Annotated in this window: 15 protein-coding genes; 12 read left to right on the forward strand and 3 right to left on the reverse strand. The window is 70.0% G+C overall.

Going from position 1 to position 18,656, the window contains the following annotated elements; translation table 11 throughout:
- Positions 1-8: 8 nt before the first annotated feature.
- Positions 9-1,097 carry an S-(hydroxymethyl)mycothiol dehydrogenase gene (locus tag SVTN_RS36950; RefSeq protein WP_041132980.1) on the forward strand — a complete coding sequence of 363 codons (1,089 nt, stop codon included), beginning with the start codon at positions 9-11 and terminating at the stop codon, positions 1,095-1,097.
- Complete coding sequence (locus tag SVTN_RS36955; protein WP_041132981.1) at positions 1,097-1,726, forward strand: MBL fold metallo-hydrolase; 630 nt, start codon at positions 1,097-1,099, stop codon at positions 1,724-1,726. The genes SVTN_RS36950 and SVTN_RS36955 overlap by 1 nt, the downstream gene beginning before the upstream one ends.
- A 64-nt stretch (positions 1,727-1,790) precedes the next feature.
- Here SVTN_RS36955 and SVTN_RS36960 read toward each other — a convergent pair whose 3' ends face one another.
- On the reverse strand, positions 1,791-2,918 hold the full coding sequence (locus tag SVTN_RS36960) for an HAD family hydrolase (protein ID WP_052499526.1): 1,128 nt from the start codon (positions 2,916-2,918) through the stop codon (positions 1,791-1,793).
- Positions 2,919-3,153: 235 nt separating this feature from the next.
- Here SVTN_RS36960 and SVTN_RS36965 point away from each other — a divergent pair, with 235 nt between their 5' ends.
- The 3 genes from SVTN_RS36965 to SVTN_RS36975 are packed head-to-tail and all read left to right on the forward strand — an operon-like array spanning position 3,154 to position 5,836.
- A complete protein-coding gene (locus SVTN_RS36965; RefSeq protein ID WP_041132982.1) occupies positions 3,154-3,519 on the forward strand; it encodes a bifunctional 3-phenylpropionate/cinnamic acid dioxygenase ferredoxin subunit in 366 nt (121 codons plus the stop codon).
- A complete protein-coding gene (locus tag SVTN_RS36970; protein WP_041132983.1) occupies positions 3,516-4,670 on the forward strand; it encodes an NAD(P)/FAD-dependent oxidoreductase in 1,155 nt (384 codons plus the stop codon). The genes SVTN_RS36965 and SVTN_RS36970 overlap by 4 nt, the downstream gene beginning before the upstream one ends.
- Positions 4,671-4,705: 35 nt before the next feature.
- Positions 4,706-5,836: an aromatic ring-hydroxylating oxygenase subunit alpha gene (locus tag SVTN_RS36975; protein ID WP_041132984.1), complete on the forward strand. Its 1,131-nt coding sequence runs from the start codon at positions 4,706-4,708 to the stop codon at positions 5,834-5,836.
- Position 5,837: 1 nt separating this feature from the next.
- Here the strand turns inward: SVTN_RS36975 and SVTN_RS36980 are convergent, their stop codons facing one another.
- Positions 5,838-6,635 (reverse strand): IclR family transcriptional regulator, encoded by a 798-nt coding sequence (locus SVTN_RS36980; protein WP_052499527.1) that lies wholly within the window; start codon positions 6,633-6,635, stop codon positions 5,838-5,840.
- A gap of 150 nt (positions 6,636-6,785) precedes the next feature.
- Here SVTN_RS36980 and betA point away from each other — a divergent pair, with 150 nt between their 5' ends.
- Together betA and SVTN_RS36990 are read left to right on the forward strand one after the other, a co-directional pair.
- On the forward strand, positions 6,786-8,456 hold the full coding sequence (gene betA, locus SVTN_RS36985; protein ID WP_041132986.1) for a choline dehydrogenase: 1,671 nt from the start codon (positions 6,786-6,788) through the stop codon (positions 8,454-8,456).
- A 3-nt stretch (positions 8,457-8,459) separates the two neighbouring features.
- Entirely contained in the window at positions 8,460-9,296 is an 837-nt protein-coding gene (locus tag SVTN_RS36990) for a methylenetetrahydrofolate reductase (RefSeq protein ID WP_041132987.1), read from the forward strand.
- A 67-nt stretch (positions 9,297-9,363) separates the two neighbouring features.
- Here SVTN_RS36990 and purU read toward each other — a convergent pair whose 3' ends face one another.
- Positions 9,364-10,257 carry a formyltetrahydrofolate deformylase gene (gene purU, locus SVTN_RS36995; protein WP_041132988.1) on the reverse strand — a complete coding sequence of 298 codons (894 nt, stop codon included), beginning with the start codon at positions 10,255-10,257 and terminating at the stop codon, positions 9,364-9,366.
- A gap of 205 nt (positions 10,258-10,462) precedes the next feature.
- Here purU and SVTN_RS37000 point away from each other — a divergent pair, with 205 nt between their 5' ends.
- The 5 genes from SVTN_RS37000 to SVTN_RS37020 all read left to right on the forward strand — a co-directional run bounded on the left by SVTN_RS37000 (position 10,463) and on the right by SVTN_RS37020 (position 18,647).
- Positions 10,463-11,932 carry an aldehyde dehydrogenase family protein gene (locus SVTN_RS37000; RefSeq protein WP_041132989.1) on the forward strand — a complete coding sequence of 490 codons (1,470 nt, stop codon included), beginning with the start codon at positions 10,463-10,465 and terminating at the stop codon, positions 11,930-11,932.
- Positions 11,933-11,952: 20 nt separating this feature from the next.
- Entirely contained in the window at positions 11,953-13,041 is a 1,089-nt protein-coding gene (locus SVTN_RS37005; RefSeq protein ID WP_041132990.1) for a quaternary amine ABC transporter ATP-binding protein, read from the forward strand.
- Positions 13,041-15,014 (forward strand): ABC transporter permease, encoded by a 1,974-nt coding sequence (locus SVTN_RS37010; RefSeq protein ID WP_041132991.1) that lies wholly within the window; start codon positions 13,041-13,043, stop codon positions 15,012-15,014. Before SVTN_RS37005 ends, SVTN_RS37010 begins: the two co-directional genes overlap by 1 nt.
- An 11-nt stretch (positions 15,015-15,025) precedes the next feature.
- A complete protein-coding gene (locus tag SVTN_RS37015) occupies positions 15,026-16,003 on the forward strand; it encodes an ABC transporter substrate-binding protein (protein ID WP_041132992.1) in 978 nt (325 codons plus the stop codon).
- Positions 16,004-16,208: 205 nt separating this feature from the next.
- The gene (locus SVTN_RS37020) at positions 16,209-18,647 is read left to right on the forward strand and encodes a GcvT family protein (RefSeq protein ID WP_041132993.1); all 2,439 of its coding nucleotides are present in this window, start codon (positions 16,209-16,211) and stop codon (positions 18,645-18,647) included.
- Positions 18,648-18,656 lie beyond the last annotated feature (9 nt).

The raw sequence follows: 18,656 nt of genomic DNA on the forward strand, positions 1-18,656 counted from the left end.
GAGTGGTCATGACGCACCAGGTTCGTGCTGTCGTCGCGCGGGGCAAGGGCGCCCCCGTCAGCCTGGAGACGATCATCGTGCCGGATCCCGGCCCGGGCGAGGCGCTGGTGAAGATCGAGGCCTGCGGGGTCTGCCACACCGACCTGCACTATCGCGAGGGCGGCATCAACGACGACTTCCCCTTCCTGCTGGGTCACGAAGCCGCGGGCGTCGTGGAGTCGGTGGGGGAGGGCGTCACCGATGTCGCGCCCGGCGACTTCGTCGTCCTCAACTGGCGGGCGGTGTGCGGCCAGTGCCGCGCCTGTCTGCGGGGACGGCCCTGGTACTGCTTCGCCACCCACAACGCCAAGCAGAAGATGACCCTCGCCTCGACCGGGCAGGAGCTGTCACCGGCGCTGGGCATCGGCGCGTTCGCGGAGAAGACGCTGGTGGCGGCCGGGCAGTGCACGAAGGTCGACCGGGCCGCGTCGGCCGCCGCCGTGGGCCTGCTCGGGTGCGGGGTGATGGCCGGCATCGGCGCCGCGATCAACACCGGGAACGTCGGCCGCGGCGACTCGGTCGCCGTCATCGGCTGCGGTGGGGTCGGGGCCGCGGCGGTCGCCGGGGCGAAGCTGGCGGGCGCCGCGAAGGTCATCGCGGTCGACATCGACGACCGCAAGCTGGCGACCGCCGGCCGGCTGGGCGCCACCCACACCGTCAACTCCCGCACCTCCGACGCCGTCGAGGCGATCCGCGAGCTCACCGGAGGCTTCGGCGCCGACGTCGTCATCGAGGCCGTCGGCCGCCCCGAGACGTACCAGCAGGCCTTCTACGCCCGCGACCTCGCCGGCACGGTCGTCCTGGTCGGTGTGCCCACGCCGGAGATGAAGCTGGAGCTGCCGCTGATCGACGTCTTCGGCCGCGGCGGCTCGCTGAAGTCCTCCTGGTACGGCGACTGCCTGCCGTCCCGCGACTTCCCGATGCTCGTCGACCTCTACCTCCAGGGCCGCCTCGACCTGGACGCCTTCGTCACCGAGACCATCGCGCTGGACGAGGTCGAGAAGGCCTTCGAGCGGATGCACCACGGCGACGTGCTGCGCTCGGTGGTGGTCCTCTGATGGCGGCCCGCATCGAACGCCTCGTCACCTCCGGCACCTTCAGCCTCGACGGCGGCACCTGGGACGTCGACAACAACGTGTGGATCGTCGGCGACGACACCGAGGCGATCGTCATCGACGCGGCGCACGACGCCGAGGCGATCGTCCGGGCCCTCGGCGGACGCACCCTGCGCGCCATCGTCTGCACCCACGCCCACAACGACCACATCGACGCCGCCCCCGAACTCGCCGACCGGACCGGCGCGCCGATCCTGCTCCACGCGGACGATCTGCCGCTGTGGAAGCAGACCCACCCCGAGCGGTCGCCGGACGGCGAACTGGCTGACGGCCAGGCGCTGTCGGTGGCGGGCACCGAGCTCACCGTGCTGCACACACCGGGACACGCACCGGGAGCGGTCTGTCTGTACGCGCCGGGGCTTGACACGCTCTTCTCCGGGGACACGCTGTTCGCCGGGGGACCGGGCGCGACCGGCCGGTCGTTCTCCCACTTCCCGACGATCATCGACTCCATCCGGGACCGGCTGCTGAGCCTGCCGGCGGCGACGGTGGTGCGTACGGGACACGGCGACCCGACGACGATCGGCGCCGAGGCGCCCCACCTGGACGAGTGGATCGCGCGCGGCCACTAGGAACCCGCGGGTGGAGGGGGGCGGGGAGCCGCGGCTCCCCACCCCCCTCCACCCGCCTCGCCCGTCAGCCGCCGATCTCCGCCGGCTTGACCGTCACCCACTCCCGGCCCGCGTCGACGGTCTCGCCCGCCGCCTTCTGCTCGGCGGACCGCTTCTCCTTCTCCGCCTCCAGCCGGTCGGTGTACGCCTGCTTGCGGTTGACCCACAGGCGGGCGCCGCCCGCCCTGGCGTCGGAGTAGAAGAGCATCCACCAGTCGCTGGGGGAGTCGCCGGCGACGAGGACCGGCCGTTCGTACTCCGCGATGTAGTCGTGGATGCCGGCGAGCTTTCCGACGTACCAGGTTCCCGGGGTCCACAGATAGGGCGTGACGACCTGCCGCCGGTAGCGCTCGGTGCCGTACTCCGCGCCGAACGTGCCCTGCTCGATCTGCTTGCGCGCGGTGGTGAGGCGGCCGGTCTCGGGATCCTTGAGCAGCGTCGTGACGCCGATGACGTTTTCCGGCGGGACGCCGAGGCCGTACTTCGGGTCCGACACGACCATGCGCACGAGTTCCTCGTGGGCGGCGGTCATCACGTAGACGCGGATGCCGTGTTCCCGAAGGCTGCGGATCAGCTCGCGCTGACCCGCGTAGATGTGCGGCGGGTTCACGGTGCTGTGCACCGTCCTGCCGGCGTCGTCGTAGCTGACCGGGATCGGCTTGCCGTAGGCGTACAGCTCGTCGACGTACCGCTTCAGCTCGCCGAGCGTCAGGCCCGAGAACACCTGGGCGATCCACGGGTAGCAGACCTTGTCGTCGATCTCGCAGAGCCGGTTGTAGTAGCCGTAGAGGCTCTCGCCCGCCCGGAACGGTACGAGGCGCAGCGAGGGGTCGACGGTGTCCGGTGTGAGCACGCCCTTCATTTCGAGGAAGGGCAGCAGCGACTCCTCGAGGTCGTACCGCCAGATGGTGTTGTCGGCGTCGAAGACGGCGTAGCGGCCCTGGTCTTCGAACCTGCCGATGAGCTTTCCGAGCTGTTTTCCCTGGGCCTGGGGCCAGTTGGCCAGCTCGACGGTGGGCCGGCCGGAGGTGTCGGCCGCGGCCGTGACGGGTGGGACCGCGGTGGTGCGGGCAGCCGTGGCCGTGGCGCCGGTGAGGACCACCGACAGGACGGCCGCGGTCACGGCGAGGAGGGGACGGGCAGGTACGCGCATGCGGCATCGGCTCCGGGAGTCGGGGGGAGGTGAGTTGTGCGATACGCAACGCAGTGCACTGTTTGATCCCCAGAGTGAAGTGGTGGCGGGCCTGTCGCGTCAAGGCTCGCGACCGCCTTCTTCCCCTGCCCCGCCGCCGCGTTCGACTCCTTGACAAGGTATGGGGCCACCTCCAGACTGAGTTGCGTAAAACGCAATCCGTTTCGCTATACGCTACGCACGCGACCGAGGTGTCATGATGATTCCCGTGTGCCGACTCGCGGATCTGCCGCGCGGCGAGGCCTATCGGCTCGACATCGAGCCGCCTGTCGCGGTGTTCCACACCGAGGATGGCGAGGTCCTCGCCATCGACGACACCTGTACCCACCAGGACGCCTCGCTCGCGGACGGCTGGCTGGAAGGGTGCGAGGTCGAATGTCCGCTGCACGCCTCCAAGTTCGACCTGCGGACCGGGGCGGTCGACGCTCCGCCGGCCAAACTGCCCGTCCGGACCCATCAGGTGGTCGTCGACGACGGCATGATCTACGTGCGGCCCTCCGAGGCCGCGCCCAACCTGCCCCCCTGTGTCGCGGCCCGGCTCGGCGCCGGAGGCCCGGCGTGAGGACCGTGGCCGTCGTGGGCGCCTCCCTGGCCGGACTGTCGGCCGCGCGAGCGCTGCGGAAGCAGGGCTACGACGGACGGCTGGTCCTCATCGGGGACGAACCGCACCGCCCGTACGACCGGCCGCCGTTGTCGAAGGAGTTCCTCGCCGGCCGCGTCGGCGAGGCCGACCTCGCCCTCGAGGCGGACGGAGAGGATCTCGGCGCCGAGTGGCTGCTGGGCGTCCGGGCCACCGGGCTCGACCGCGCCGACCGGTCGGTGCGGCTCGCGGACGGGCGTACCCTGCGGGCCGACGGCATCGTCATCGCCACCGGAGCGGCGGCGCGCACCCTGCCCGGGAGCGAGGGCCTCGCCGGGGTCCACACCCTGCGCACCCTGGACGACGCCCGTGCCCTGCGGGACGAACTGGCCCGCGGCGGACGGCTGGTGGTGATCGGCGGCGGCTTCATCGGCGCCGAGGTCGCCTCCACCGCGTACGCCCTCGGCCTCGACGTCACCGTGATCGAGGCGGCCCCCACCCCGCTGGCCGGTCCGCTCGGCGAGGCCATGGGCGGCATCGTCTCCGCGCTGCACGCCGACCACGGCGTACGGCTGCTGTGCGGCGTGGGCGTCAAGGGGCTGAGCGGGGAGCGCCGGGTGGACGCCGTCCTGCTGGAGGACGGCCGCAGCGTGCCCGCGGACACCGTCGTCGTCGGCGTGGGCGCCCGCCCCTGCGTCGAATGGCTGGAAGGTTCCGGCGTCGCGCTCGACAACGGCGTGACGTGCGGCGCCGACGGCCGCACCAGCCTGGCCGGGGTGGTCGCCGTCGGCGACTGCGCCAACTGGTACGACCCGCACACCGGAAGCCACCGCAGGGTCGAGCACTGGACCGGCGCGCTGGAACGGCCCGCCGCCGCCGTGGCCACGCTGCTCGCGCACGGTGCGACGGAACCGGGCGTGCCCCGGCCGCCGTACTTCTGGTCCGACCAGTACGGCGTGAAGATCCAGTTCGTCGGCCACGCCGCCGGGGCCGACAGCGTCACGGTCGAGGAAGGCGCCACCGACGAGCGCAGCTTCCTGGCCGTCTACCGGCGGGCCGGCACGCCGGTCGCCGTGCTCGGGATGAACCAGCCGCGGCTGTTCACCCGCTGGCGCAAGCAGTTCACCGCGTGAATGACCCCTCCACGACGTATCCAGAGGAGTGCACCGTGACATCGACCGGTCTGCCGGACAGCCTGATCGCCACCCTCCCCGGCTCCTCCTACACGGATCCGGCGATCTTCGCCCAGGAGCAGGAGCGCATATTCGAGACCATGTGGTTCTGCGTCGCGCGCGCCTCGGAACTGGCGAAGCCCGGCGCCTTCCGCACCGTCGACGTGGGCCGCGAGAGCATCCTCGTCACCCGCGCGAGGGACAACTCCATCCGCGCCTACTTCAATGTGTGCCGGCATCGCGGAGCCAAGCTCTGCACCGAGGAGACCGGCGAGGTCAAGCGGGCCTTCCAATGCCCGTACCACGCCTGGACCTACGACCTGAACGGCAAGCTCGTCGCCGCGCCCAACCTCACCAAGATGCCCGACGTCGGCCGCACCGAGTACGGCCTGGTGGGCGTGGCCGTCCGTGAATGGCTCGGATACGTCTGGGTCTGTCTGGCGGAGAACCCGCCCTCCTTCGAGGAGGACGTCATCGGCGCGGCCGTCACCCGCCTCGGCGACGTGGAGTCGATCGAGCGCTACGGCGTCGAGAACCTCTCGGTCGGCAGGCGGATCGTCTACGACGTCAAGGCCAACTGGAAGCTCATCATCGAGAACTTCATGGAGTGCTACCACTGCGCCACGATCCACCCCGAACTCACCGAGGTGCTCCCCGAGTTCGCGGACGGCTACGCGGCCCAGTACTACGTCGGCCACGGCGCCGAGTTCGGCGAGGACATCCAGGGCTTCACCGTCGACGGCTCCGAGGGTCTCGACCGCATCCCCGGGGTGACGGAGGAACAGGACCGCCGCTACTACGCGATCACCGTCAAGCCGCAGGTCTTCATCAACCTCATCCCCGACCACGTCATCTTCCACCGGATGTACCCGGTGGCCGCCGACCGCACGATCGTCGAGTGCGACTGGCTCTATCTCCCGCACGTCGTCGAGAGCGGCAAGGACGTCAGCCGTTCCGTGGAACTCTTCGACCGGGTCAACCGCCAGGACTTCGACGCATGCGAGCGCACGCAGCCCGGCATGAGCTCCCGCATGTACGCCAAGGGCGGCGTGCTTGTGCCCAGTGAGCACCACATCGGGGCCTTCCACGACTGGGTGAACGAGCGCCTGGGCACTCCCCAGGCGTGACTCAGCCCATGTAGCCCATCCGGTGGCTGATCTCCTCCGCCCCCTTGAGCAGCACCGGGGAGAGCTCGTGCAGGCGCTCCTCGGTGAAGCGGTACGAGGGCCCGGAGGCGCTGAGCGCGGCGATGACCGTGCCGTCCCGGCCGCGGATCGGGGCGGCCATCGCGTGCAGGCCGATCTCCAGCTCCTCCAGGGTCCACGCGTAGCCGCGCTCGCGGGCCTCGGCGAGGTTCTTCTCCAGCTTCGTCCTCGAGGTGAGGGTGTGCGGAGTGGACTTCTTCAGGCCCGCCTCGGCCAGCAGCGCGGCCCGCTCCTCGGCGGGCAGGTGGGCCAGCAGGATCTTGCCGCTGGAGGTGGCGTGCAACGGGGTCAGCTGGCCGACCCAGTTGTGCGCGGTGACGGCCCCGGGGCCGCGCACCTGGCAGAGGTTGATCGCGTAGTGCTCCTGCATGACGGCGATGTTGACCGTCTCGCCGATCTCCTCGGCGAGACGCTCGCAGACCGGGCGGCCCTGCTGGGTGATGTCGATGCGTCCGGTGACCGCACCGGCCAGACGGACGATCCCGAAGCCGAGCCGGTACTTGCCCCGATCGCCCGCCTGCTCCACCAGGCCGCGCGCCTCCAGGGCGCCGAGCAGGCGGAACGCGGTGGACTTGTGGACGTCGATCTCGGCGGCCACCTCGCTGACGCCCGCCTCGCCGCGCTGGGCCAGGATCTCGAGGACGCTGATGGCGCGGTCGACCGACTGCACTCCACCGGCCGGCGAGTTCGACGCTTCGCTGTCTTGGCTGTGGTTGCTCATGGCGAAACTATACGCGCGGTAAACAACGTCGCCGCAAGCTTCGAAGCCGAATAAAAAACCCTGCAAGTTGCGTTGTTCGCAACCTGGTGCGCATTGCGATACCGGATTAGCATGCCCCGCATATCTACGGCGCGAGCGAGACGAGGCACTATGGCTCCCCTGCAATACGACTTCGTCATTGTCGGCGGCGGATCGGCCGGCAGCGCACTGGCGAACAGGCTCTCCGCGGACCCGGCGAACCGGGTGCTGGTACTGGAGGCCGGCCGCTCCGACTACCCGTGGGACGTCTTCATCCACATGCCCGCGGCGCTGACCTACCCGATCGGCAGCCGCTTCTACGACTGGAAGTACGAGTCCGAGCCCGAGCCCCACATGGGCGGCCGGCGCATCTACCACGCGCGCGGCAAGGTGCTCGGCGGCTCCAGCAGCATCAACGGCATGATCTTCCAGCGCGGCAACCCCATGGACTACGAGCGCTGGGCCGCCGACCCCGGCATGGAGACCTGGGACTACGCCCACTGCCTGCCGTACTTCCGGCGGATGGAGAACTGTCTCGCCGCCGACCCGGACGACGAGTTCCGCGGCCACGACGGCCCCCTCGTCCTCGAACGCGGTCCCGCGACCAGCCCGCTCTTCGACGCCTTCTTCAAGGCCACCCAGGAGGCGGGCTACGCCCCCACCGACGACGTCAACGGGTACCGGCAGGAAGGCTTCGCCAAGTTCGACCGCAACGTCCACCGGGGCCGCCGCCTGTCGGCCTCCAAGGCGTACCTCAAGCCGGTCATGAAGCGGCCCAACCTCACCGTCAGGACCCGCTCGCTCGTGACCCGCGTGCTCTTCGAGGGCAAGAAGGCCGTCGGCGTCGAGTACCAGCGCGGCAAGGGCGCCCTCCAGCAGGTCCGCGCCAAGGAGGTCATCCTGTGCGGCGGCGCGATCAACTCCCCGCAGCTGCTCCAGCTCTCCGGCGTCGGCAACGCTCAGGAGCTGAGCGCCCTCGGCATCGACGTCGTCCACGACCTGCCGGGCGTCGGCGAGAACATGCAGGACCACCTCGAGGTCTACGTCCAGTACGCCTGCAAGCAGCCGGTCTCCATGCAGCCGTACATGGCGAAGTGGCGGGCCCCCTTCATCGGCCTGCAGTGGCTGTTCCGCAAGGGCCCGGCCGCCACCAACCACTTCGAGGGCGGCGGCTTCGCCCGCAGCAACGAGGACGTGGACTACCCCAACCTGATGTTCCACTTCCTGCCGGTCGCGGTCCGCTACGACGGCTCCTCGCCGGCCGGCGGCCACGGCTACCAGGTGCACGTGGGGCCCATGTACTCCGACGCCATCGGCTCGGTGAAGATCAGGAGCAAGGACCCGCGCGAGCACCCGGCGCTGCGCTTCAACTACCTCTCCACCGAGCAGGACCGCCGGGAGTGGGTCGAGGCCATCCGCGTCTCCCGCAGGATCCTCGGCCAGCCCGCGATGTCCCCGTACAACGACGGGGAGATCTCGCCCGGCCCGGAGGTCGAGACGGACGAGGAGATCCTCGCCTGGGTCGCCAAGGAGGGCGAGACCGCCCTGCACCCGTCCTGCACCTGCAAGATGGGCACCGACGAGATGTCCGTCGTCGACCCCACCAGCATGCGCGTGCACGGCCTGGAAGGCATCCGCGTGGTCGACGCGTCGGTGATGCCGTACGTCACCAACGGCAACATCTACGCACCGGTGATGATGATCGCCGAGAAGGCCGCCGACCTGATCCTCGGCAAGGAGCCGCAGGCGCCGTCGAAGGCCGCGTACTACCGCCTCCGTGACGCCCGGAAGCAGGTCGGGTAGACCTTGGCCACCGCCGGACTGAGGGCGCTCCTCGACAGTGTCCGCTACGAGGTGCTGCCCGCGAAGACGACCGAGGACAAGGTCCTCGCCCATGTCCCGCGCGACGTCGTCGTCACCGTGACGGCGTCGCCGGTCAAGGGCCTGGAACCGACCCTCGACCTCGCCGGGCGGCTCGCGGCGAACGGCTACCGCGTCGTCCCGCACGTGCCCGCGCGGCTGCTGCGGGACGAGGCGCACCTGAAGGACGTCGTCGACCGGCTGCGCGAGGCGGGCGTGGACGACGTCTTCGTCCCCGCGGGCGACGCCGATCCGCCGGCCGGGGCCTACGACGGGGCGCTGCCGGTGCTGCGCGGGCTGAGCGAGCTGGGCAGGCCCTTCGCCCGCGTCGGCGTCACCGGTTATCCCGAGAGCCATCCGCTCATCCACGACGACGTCACCATCCAGGCCATGTGGGACAAGCGCGAGCACGCCACGTACATCGTGAGCAACCTCTGCTTCGACCCGCGGGTGCTGGGGGAGTGGATCGCCCGGATACGGCGCCGGGACGTCACCCTGCCCGTCCACCTGGGCGTCGCGGGGCCCGTGCAGCGGGCGAAGCTGCTGACGATGGCGACGAAGATCGGCGTGGGCGAGTCGACGCGCTTCCTCACCAGGCACGCCTCGTGGTTCCTGCGGTTCGCGACGCCCGGCGGGTACTCGCCCGACAGACTCCTTGCGCGCGGCGAGAAGGCGCTCACCGCGCCGTCGGCGGGGGTGGCCGGGCTGCACCTGTTCACGTTCAACCAGATCGCGGAGACGGAACGGTGGCGCCGTGCCGCGATCGACCGGCTCGGAAGCTGAACGCGGGCGTCGTACGCACGAGGGGGCGGGGCTGGAAGACCAGCCCCGCCCCCTCGTGCCGTACCGCTCAGCGGAAGACCACCGTGCGGTTGTCGTACACCATGACGCGGCTCTCGCTGTGCCACTTCACCGCGTGCGCGAGGACCTGCGCCTCCACGTCCCGTCCCACCGTGACCAGGTCCCCGGGGTCGAGCGAGTGGTCCACCCTGACCACGTCCTGCTCGATGATCTGTCCCTCGTCCAGGTCCGGTGTCACGTAGTGCGCCGTCGCGCCGACGAGCTTCACGCCGCGGGCGTAGGCCTGCTCGTACGGGCGTGCGCCCTTGAAACTGGGCAGGAAGGAGTGGTGGATGTTGATGGCGCGGCCTTCGAGCTGCTTGCACAGGTCGTCGGAGAGGATCTGCATGTAGCGGGCCAGCACGACCAGGTCGATGTCCAGCTCGCGTACCAGCTCCATCAGGCGCGCCTCGGCCTCGGCCTTGGTGTCCTTGGTGACCGGGATGTGGTGGAAGGGGATGCCGTAGGTCTCCGCCAGCCCCTCGAAGTCCCGGTGGTTGGAGACGATCGCGGGGATCTCGATGTTGAGGGCACCGGTGCGCCGGCGAAAGAGCAGATCGTTGAGGCAGTGGCCGAACTTGGACACCATGATGAGCGTCCGGGTCGGGGTCGACGCCTCGCTCAGGGTCCAGTCGATGCGGTAGGCCTCGGCGACGGGACCGAATCGGTAACGCAGGGTTTTCGCATTCGTGTCCGGGTCGGAGACGTCGAAGTGGACCCTCATGAAGAAACGGCCCTGGAGTCGATCGTCGAACTGCTGGCTTTCCACGATGTTTCCCGAGTTCCTGACGAGGAAGCCGCTCACCGCGTGGACCAGTCCGGCGCTGTCGGGACACGAGAGGGTGAGGACGTATTCACGGCCGGGCCGCGGTCGAGGGTACTTGGGGGACACAGCGACCTCCATTGGTGCGTCATGCACAACATGGTGAGCGATACGCAACATGGTCGGCTCGACTCCCCTTGCGGTCAAGGGTGGTTGCGCAAGTGCCGGCCCGGCGAAATCGTCATGCGCCGACCTCTTGACGCAGGTCCGCAGGTTCGCCAAGGTGTTCCACCACAAGCAATTGAATGCATGATGCGCAACGCATTTCGGCTGAAGGGCTTGGCGCGTGGCAGATCTGTATGTGGCTGGGGAATGGCGGGACCCGGTGGCCGGCGGGTGCCGGGAGATCCGCTGTCCCGCCGACGGCTCGCTCACCGCGACCGTTTCGGAAGGGACGCGCCCCGACACCGAGGCGGCGATCGCCGCGGCCCGCCGGGCCTTCGACGAGGGCCCCTGGCCGCGCACCTCCGAGCGGGAGCGCGGCGCGCTGCTGCTGCGCACCGCCGACCTCATCGAGCGCGACGCCAAGGAGTTCGCCCGCGCCGAGTCGCTGGACACCGGCAAGCGGCTGGTGGAGAGCGAGTACGACATCGCCGACGTCGTCTCCTGCTTCCGCTACTACGGCGGGATCGGCGGCATCGACGCCGGGCGTGTGATCGACACCGGCCGCGACGACGCCGTGAGCCGTGTCGTCTACGAGCCGATCGGCGTGTGCGGCCTGATCACCCCGTGGAACTATCCGCTGCTGCAGGCGAGTTGGAAGGTCGCCCCGGCGCTCCTCGCCGGCAACACGATCGTCCTCAAGCCCAGTGAGCTCACCCCCTCCACCTCGATCCTGCTGATGAAGGCGCTGGAGGAGGCCGGGCTCCCGGCCGGCGTCGCCAACCTCGTCCTGGGCGCCGGGCCCGAGGCGGGCGCCCCGCTCTCCGAGGACCCCGCCGTCGACATGGTCTCCTTCACGGGCGGCCTGGAGACCGGCAAGCGGATCATGGCCGCCGCCGCGGCGACCGTGAAGAAGGTGGCGCTGGAGCTCGGTGGCAAGAACCCCAACGTGGTCTTCGCCGACGCCGACTTCGAGACGGCCGTGGACTTCGCCCTCACGGCCGTCTTCCTGCATTCCGGGCAGGTCTGCTCGGCCGGCGCCCGGCTGATCGTCGAGGACTCGCTGCACGACCGGTTCGTCGACGAGGTCGTCCGCCGCGCCCGGCGGATCCGCCTCGGCGGGCCCTTCGACCCCGAGGCCGAGACCGGAGCGCTGATCTCCGCGCGGCACCGGGAGAAGGTCGAGGCGTACGTCGCGGCAGGCCTCGCCGAGGGCGCCGTACTGCGCTGCGGTGGTGAACGGCCCGACGATCCGACCCTCGGAGACGGCTTCTACTACCCGCCGACCGTCCTCGACGAGTGCCGGCAGGACATGCGCGTCGTGCACGAGGAGTCCTTCGGGCCCGTGCTCACCGTCGAGCGCTTCACCGACGAGGACGACGCCGTACGCATCGCCAACGACACCGAGTACGGACTCGCCGGAGCCGTGTGGACGCAGGACGCCGGCAAGGCCCAGCGGGTCGCCCGGCGGCTGCGCCACGGCACGGTGTGGATCAACGACTACCACCCCTACGTGCCGCAAGCGGAATGGGGTGGCTTCGGGCACTCGGGCGTGGGCCGGGAGCTGGGACCGACCGGTCTGAACGAGTACCGAGAGCCCAAACACATCTGGCAGAACATCCAACCCCGGCCGCAACACTGGTTCCGCGGCTGAATGCCGAAGAGAGGTCGACCATGACCCCAACGCAGACCGAGGTGTCGCAGCGGCACGGCGCGCACCAGGATTCGTACGGCACTCCGGTCATATCCGTGCGCCGGCTGTGGAAGGTGTTCGGGCCGAAGGCCGACCAGGTACCGGACTCCGAGGAGCTGCGCGGCCTCACCCGCCGCGAGCTCATGGACCGCACCGGGTGCACCGCCGCCGTCCGCGACGTCGACTTCGACGTCCGCAAGGGGGAGGTGTTCGTCGTCATGGGCCTGTCCGGCTCGGGCAAGTCCACGCTGGTGCGATGTCTGACCCGGCTGATCGAACCCACCGCCGGTGAGCTCCTCTTCGAGGGCGAGGACATCCGCGAGGCGGACGGCAGGCGCCTGCGCGAGCTGCGGCGCCGCAAGTTCTCCATGGTCTTCCAGCACTTCGGGCTGCTGCCCCACCGCCGGGTGGTGGACAACGTGGCCTTCGGTCTGGAGATCCGCGGCATGAGCAGGGCCGAGCGCACCGCGCGGGCCCTGGAGGTCGTCGAACTGGTCGGCCTCGCAGGCTACGAGAACTCCTACCCCGACCAGCTCTCGGGCGGCATGCAGCAGCGCGTCGGCCTCGCCCGGGCGCTGGCCGGCGACCCCGACGTGCTCTTCTTCGACGAGCCCTTCTCGGCACTCGACCCGCTGATCCGCCGCGACATGCAGAACGAGGTCATCCGGCTGCACCGCGAGGTCGGCAAGACGATGGTCTTCATCACCCACGACCTCTCCGAGGCGCTCAAGCTGGGCGACCGCATCCTGATCATGCGCGACGGCAGGACGGTCCAGTGCGGCACCGGCGACGAGCTGGTGGGCGCCCCGGCCGACGACTACGTCCGCGAGTTCGTCAAGGACGTGCCGCGCGGCGACGTGCTCACCCTGCGGTGGATCATGCGCCCGGTGGGGCCCCATGACGCCCTGGACGGTCCCGAGCTGGGCCCGGACGTCGTGGTGAAGGAGGCCACCCGGGCGGTACTGGCGGCCGACCGGCCGGTCAAGGTCGTGGAGGACGGCAAGTTGCTCGGCATCGTCGGCGACGAGGAGATCCTCGCGGTGGTCGCCGGGCAGGAAGGCGGCGCGTGATGGCCGTCGCCCTGGAGAAGTCCGCCCCCGTGGCCGGCGTACGCAGGGTCGGCCGGCGCACGGTGGTGGCCGCGATCCTGGCCGCCTGGCTGCTGCTCTTCGTGGTCCTCCGCGGAAAGCAGACCCTGACCCTGGCGGCGGCGGACCTCACCGACCTGCACCGGTGGTTCAACGACGTCAACGACTCGATCGGCGCGGACCGCAACTCCAACCCGCTCTTCCTCTACTTCTTCAACGAGATCCGCCTGGTCATCGACAACCTGGTGACCTTCGTCCAGCACCTGATCTCACAGCCCCCCGCCGGCCGCCCCGTCCCGCAGATCGGATGGCTCGGCGTCGTCGGCATCGCGGGCTACGTCTCCTGGGCCGTGGGCAACTGGCGGGTCGCCCTCCTGGCCGTGGCGGGCTTCACCTTCCTGGGGCTGCAGGGGCTGTGGCAGGAGAGCATGGACACCCTGTCGCTCACCCTCTCTGCGGTCCTCGTGGCGCTGCTGTTCGCGATTCCGCTGGGCGTGGGGGCGGGGCTGTCCGAGCGGTTCAACCGGATCGTGACGCCCTTCCTGGACTTCATGCAGACGATGCCGACCTTCGTCTACCTGGCCCCGCTGACCCTGTTCTTCCTCATCGGCGGGGCCTCCGCCACGATCGCCACCGTGATCTACGCGGCACCGCCCGCGATCCGCATCACCGCGCACGCCATCCGCTCCGTCCCCGAGACCACCGTCGAGGCCGCCGAATCGCTGGGCGCGACACGGCGTCAGGCGCTGCTGAAGGTCCTGCTGCCCATGTCGAAGCGGACCGTGGTGATGGGTGTCAACCAGTCGATCATGGCCGCCCTGGCCATGGTGACCATCGCCGCCCTGATCGACGCGCCCGGTCTCGGCAAGACCGTCGTCCAGGCCCTTCAGTCGCTCGATGTGGGAACGGCCTTCAACGCGGGACTCGCCATCGTCGTCATGGCGATCGTCCTCGACCGGGTCACCACGGCGGCCGGCGCCCGCGAGGAGACGGCCCGGCGTTCGAAGAACCGCCTCCTCACGTGGCGCAGGCCGCTGCTCGGCGTGGGCGCGGTGGTCACGGCGGTCCTCGTCTATCTGTCGCACACCTATGTATGGGCGGCGGAGTTCCCCGGCGAGGGCAGTATCGGTGGTTCCATCGCGAGTGCGGCGGACACCGTGACCGCCTGGGTGCAGGACAACCTCTCGGGCCTCACCAACGCCTTCCGCGACGGCATCACCAACGGCCTGCTCAATCCGCTCCAGACGCTGCTCACCGACTCCCCGTGGTGGCTCGTCGGCGCGGTGCTGATCGCACTCGGCGCCGTGCTCGGCGGTTGGCGGGCCGGGGTCACCACGGCCGTGTGCGTGGGCCTGCTGGTCGGCACCGGCCTGTGGTCGGACGCCATGACGACGCTGGCGTCGACCCTCGTGGCGACGGTGCTGGTCATGCTGCTCGGCATCGTCCTCGGGGTGTGGATGGGGCGCAGCATGCTCGTGGACCGGCTGCTGCGGCCCTCCCTGGACGCGGCGCAGGTCATGCCGCCGTTCGTCTACCTCGTGCCGTTCCTGGCGCTGTTCGGCGCGACCCGCTTCACGGCCATCGTCGCGGCGGTCGTCTACGCGGTGCCGGTCGCCATCAAGATCATCGCGGACGGGGTGCGGGCCGTGCCAGGCACCACCGTCGAGGCGGCCGTGTCCGCCGGGTGCAACACCTGGCAGATCATCACCAAGGTCCAACTGCCGATGTCATGCGGCGCCCTGACGCTCGCCACCAACCAGGGCCTGATCTATGTGCTGTCGATGGTCGTCGTGGGCGGCCTGGTGGGGGCGGGCGCCCTCGGCTACGACGTCGTGGCCGGATTCTCGCAGGGCCAGCTGTACGGGAAGGGGCTCGCGGCGGGACTCGCCATCGTCCTTCTCGGAGTCATGTTCGACCGGATCACCCAGGCAGCGGCGCGACGCGCGAGCGCGTAAGGAGCACCAGCATGGCAGCACAGGTACGACAGTGGAGAACCGGCACGGTCGGCGCAGCCGTCGTGACCGTCCTCGGGCTGACCCTCACCGCCTGCGGCGGCGCGAAGGTCGGTGACGACTCCGCGGGTTCGGGCAGCCCGGGCAAGTGCGGCACCTTCAACCTCGCGGTCAACCCGTGGGTGGGCTACGAGGCGGACGCGGCGGTCGTCGCGTACGTCGCGCAGAAGGACCTCGGCTGTACGGTCAAGAAGAAGGACCTGAAGGAGGAGATCGCCTGGCAGGGCTTCGGGACGGGCGAGGTCGACACCGTCCTGGAGAACTGGGGCCACGACGATCTGAAGAAGAAGTACATCACCCAGCAGAAGACCGCCGTGAGCGCCGGCTCGACCGGCAACAAGGGCATCATCGGCTGGTACGTGCCGCCGTGGCTGGCCAAGGCGCACCCGGACATCACCGACTGGAAGAACCTGAACAAGTACGCGTCCGAGTTCAGGACCTCCGAGTCGGGCGGCAAGGGCCAGCTGCTTGACGGCGACCCCTCGTACGTCACCAACGACGCGGCGCTGGTGACGAACCTGAAGCTGGACTTCAAGGTGGTGTACGCGGGCAGCGAGACCGCGCTCATCCAGTCCTTCCGGAAGGCCGAGAAGAACAGGGAATGGGTGATCGGCTACTTCTACGAGCCGCAGTGGTTCCTGTCCGAGGTGCCGTTGGTCAAGGTGAACCTGCCCGCGTACACGACGGGTTGTGACGCCGACGCGGCGAAGATCGCCTGCGACTATCCCGTGTACGACCTCGACAAGATCGTCAGCGTGAAGTTCGCGAAGTCCGGCAGCCCGGCCTACCGCCTGGTGAAGAACTTCACGTGGACGAACGACGACCAGAACACCGTGGCCAAGTACATCGCGGTGGACAAGATGTCGCCCGAGGCGGCGGCGAAGAAGTGGGTGGAGGCCAACCGCGACAAGGTCGACGCCTGGCTCAAGTAGCCCACGTCGAGAAGGCGGTCCGAGATGCCCGGCGGGCGGTGTGCACCTGTGTGCGCCGCCCTCCGGGCATTGCCGCGTTCCGGGCTGTTCGCCGGCGTCACCGACCCCTTGACACCCCTCTCCGCGAGCGGCACATTGAGTTGCGCAACCTGAACCATGTTGCGCAGCAAGCAACTTGACTGGTTTTGAATCAGGAGGTGCGGCGATGGCGGGACCCCGAGTGGTGATCATCGGAGCGGGCGTCGTGGGAGCGGCGCTCGCGGACGAGATCTCCGCGCGCGGCTGGACCGAAGTGACCGTGGTCGACCAGGGCCCGCTCCCCGCGACCGGGGGCTCCACGTCGCACGCCCCCGGCCTGGTCTTCCAGACGAACTCCTCCAAGACCATGACCGAGCTGGCCCGCTACACCGTCGAGAAGTTCTGCTCCCTCGACGTCGACGGCAAGCCCTGCTTCCTGCAGGTCGGCGGCCTCGAAGTGGCGACCACCCCCGAACGCCTCGCGGAACTCCACCGCCGCCACGGCTGGATCACCGCCTGGGGCGTCGAGGCCCGCATGCTGAGCGCCGACGAGTGCGTCGAGCGGCATCCGCTGGTGAACCGGGACAGGATCCTCGGCGGCCTCCTGATCCCGACGGACGGGATCGCCAAGGCCGTCCTCGCCGTCGAGGCGCAGATCCGCCGGGCCACCGAACGCGGCGTCACCTTCCTGGCCCGCCACGAAGTCCTCGACGTCCGACAGAGCGAGGGCCGGGTGACCGGCGTCCTCACCGACCAGGGCGAGCTCGCCGCCGACATCGTGGTGTGCTGCGCCGGCATCTGGGGCCCGAAGATCGCCCGCATGGTCGGCATGAACCTCCCGCTGACCCCGCTCGCCCACCAGCTCGCCTGGACCGGCCCGGTCCCGGCGCTCGCGGGCCAGACGGAGGAGGCGGTACGACCGATCCTGCGCCACCAGGACGCCGACCTCTACTACCGCGACCGCTTCGACGGCATCGGCATCGGCTACTACGGCCACCGCCCCATGCCCGTCTCGGCCGACGACATCCTCTCCGTCGACGAGGCCGCCCGCATGCCCTCGGTCCTCACGTTCACCGAGGAGGACTTCGAGGACGCCTGGACCGAGACCCGGTCGTTGCTCCCCGCGACGGCGGAGGCCAAGGTCGAAGAGGGCATCAACGGCCTGTTCTCCTTCACCACCGACAACTTCCCGCTCCTCGGCGAGTCCCAGGACGTCAAGGGCTTCTGGGTGGCGGAGGCGGTGTGGGTCACCCACTCCGCGGGCGTGGGCCGCGCCATGGCCGAATGGCTCGTCGACGGCCACTGCTCGTCCTTCGACCTGCACGAGTGCGACGTCAACCGCTTCGAGCCGCACCAGCTGTCCCCGGAGTACGTCCTGGCCCGCGACTGCCGGAACTTCGTCGAGGTCTACGACATCATCCACCCCCTCCAGCCGTCGGGGGATCCGCGCCCGATCCGCACGAGCCCCTTCCACCCCCGCCAGCAGGAGCACGGCGCGTTCTTCCTGGAGGCGAGCGGCTGGGAACGCCCCCAGTGGTACGAGGCCAACGCGGGGCTGGTCGAAGGCCGCAACATTCCCACCCCCGACGACTGGGCCGCGCGGTTCTGGTCGCCCGTCGTCGGCGCCGAGGCACAGGCCACCCGCGAGACCGTCGCGATGTACGACATGACGGCCCTCAAGCGACTCGAGGTCAGCGGCCCGGGTGCCGCGGACTTCCTGGAGGGACTGACCACCGGCAAGGTCGCCAAGTCGGTCGGCTCGGTGACCTACACCCTGCTCCTGGACCACGACGGCGGCATCCGCAGCGACGTCACCGTCGCCCGGCTGGCCCGCGACCTCTTCCAGGTCGGCGCCAACGGCAACCTGGACCTCGACTGGCTCACCCGCCACCTCCCCGCCGACGGCACGGTCCAGGTGCGCGACATCACCGCCGGCACCTGCTGCATCGGCCTGTGGGGCCCCCTGGCCCGCAAGGTCCTGCAGCCGCTGACGGACGAGGACTTCTCGGGCGACGGCCTGAAGTACTTCCGCGCCAAGCGCGCCTACATCGGCTCGGTGCCCGTCACCGCGATGCGACTGTCGTACGTCGGCGAGCTCGGCTGGGAGCTCTACACCACAGCCGACCAGGGCCTGAAGCTGTGGGACACCCTGTGGCGGGCGGCCCAGCCGCTCGGCGGCGTCATCGCCGGCCGCGGCGCCTTCAACAGCCTCCGCCTGGAGAAGGGCTACCGCTCCTTCGGCACCGACATGACCTACGAGCACGACCCCTACGAGGCAGGCGTCGGCTTCGCCGTCAAGCTCGACAAGGGCGACTTCATCGGCAAGGCAGCCCTGGAGCGCCGCAGGGAAGACGTACGGCGCAAGCTGACCTGCCTCACCATCGACGACCCGCGGTCGGTCGTCCTGGGCAAGGAGCCGGTCTACGACGGCGACCGCGCGGTCGGCTACGTCACCAGCGCCGCCTACGGCCACACGATCGGCAAGGGCATCGCGTACGCCTGGCTCCCGACGGAACTCACCACCCCCGGCACCACCCTGCACATCGGCTACTTCGACCGGCGCGTCGAGGCGGTCGTCGCCGAGGAGCCGCTGTTCGACCCGACCATGTCCCGCCTCCGTGGCTGACCACGAGGA

Source organism: Streptomyces vietnamensis, assembly GCF_000830005.1.
Lineage (GTDB): Bacteria > Actinomycetota > Actinomycetes > Streptomycetales > Streptomycetaceae > Streptomyces > Streptomyces vietnamensis.

Coding starts and splice junctions, on each gene's coding strand:
- purU (WP_041132988.1), bottom strand. CDS start 10,257: ATGGAGGTCGCTGTGTCCCCCAAGTACCCTCGACCGCGGCCCGGCCGT.
- SVTN_RS37020 (WP_041132993.1), top strand. CDS start 16,209: ATGGCGGGACCCCGAGTGGTGATCATCGGAGCGGGCGTCGTGGGAGCG.
- SVTN_RS36965 (WP_041132982.1), top strand. CDS start 3,154: ATGATGATTCCCGTGTGCCGACTCGCGGATCTGCCGCGCGGCGAGGCC.
- SVTN_RS36960 (WP_052499526.1), bottom strand. CDS start 2,918: ATGCGCGTACCTGCCCGTCCCCTCCTCGCCGTGACCGCGGCCGTCCTG.
- betA (WP_041132986.1), top strand. CDS start 6,786: ATGGCTCCCCTGCAATACGACTTCGTCATTGTCGGCGGCGGATCGGCC.
- SVTN_RS37005 (WP_041132990.1), top strand. CDS start 11,953: ATGACCCCAACGCAGACCGAGGTGTCGCAGCGGCACGGCGCGCACCAG.
- SVTN_RS36950 (WP_041132980.1), top strand. CDS start 9: ATGACGCACCAGGTTCGTGCTGTCGTCGCGCGGGGCAAGGGCGCCCCC.
- SVTN_RS37015 (WP_041132992.1), top strand. CDS start 15,026: ATGGCAGCACAGGTACGACAGTGGAGAACCGGCACGGTCGGCGCAGCC.
- SVTN_RS36955 (WP_041132981.1), top strand. CDS start 1,097: ATGGCGGCCCGCATCGAACGCCTCGTCACCTCCGGCACCTTCAGCCTC.
- SVTN_RS36980 (WP_052499527.1), bottom strand. CDS start 6,635: ATGAGCAACCACAGCCAAGACAGCGAAGCGTCGAACTCGCCGGCCGGT.
- SVTN_RS37010 (WP_041132991.1), top strand. CDS start 13,041: ATGGCCGTCGCCCTGGAGAAGTCCGCCCCCGTGGCCGGCGTACGCAGG.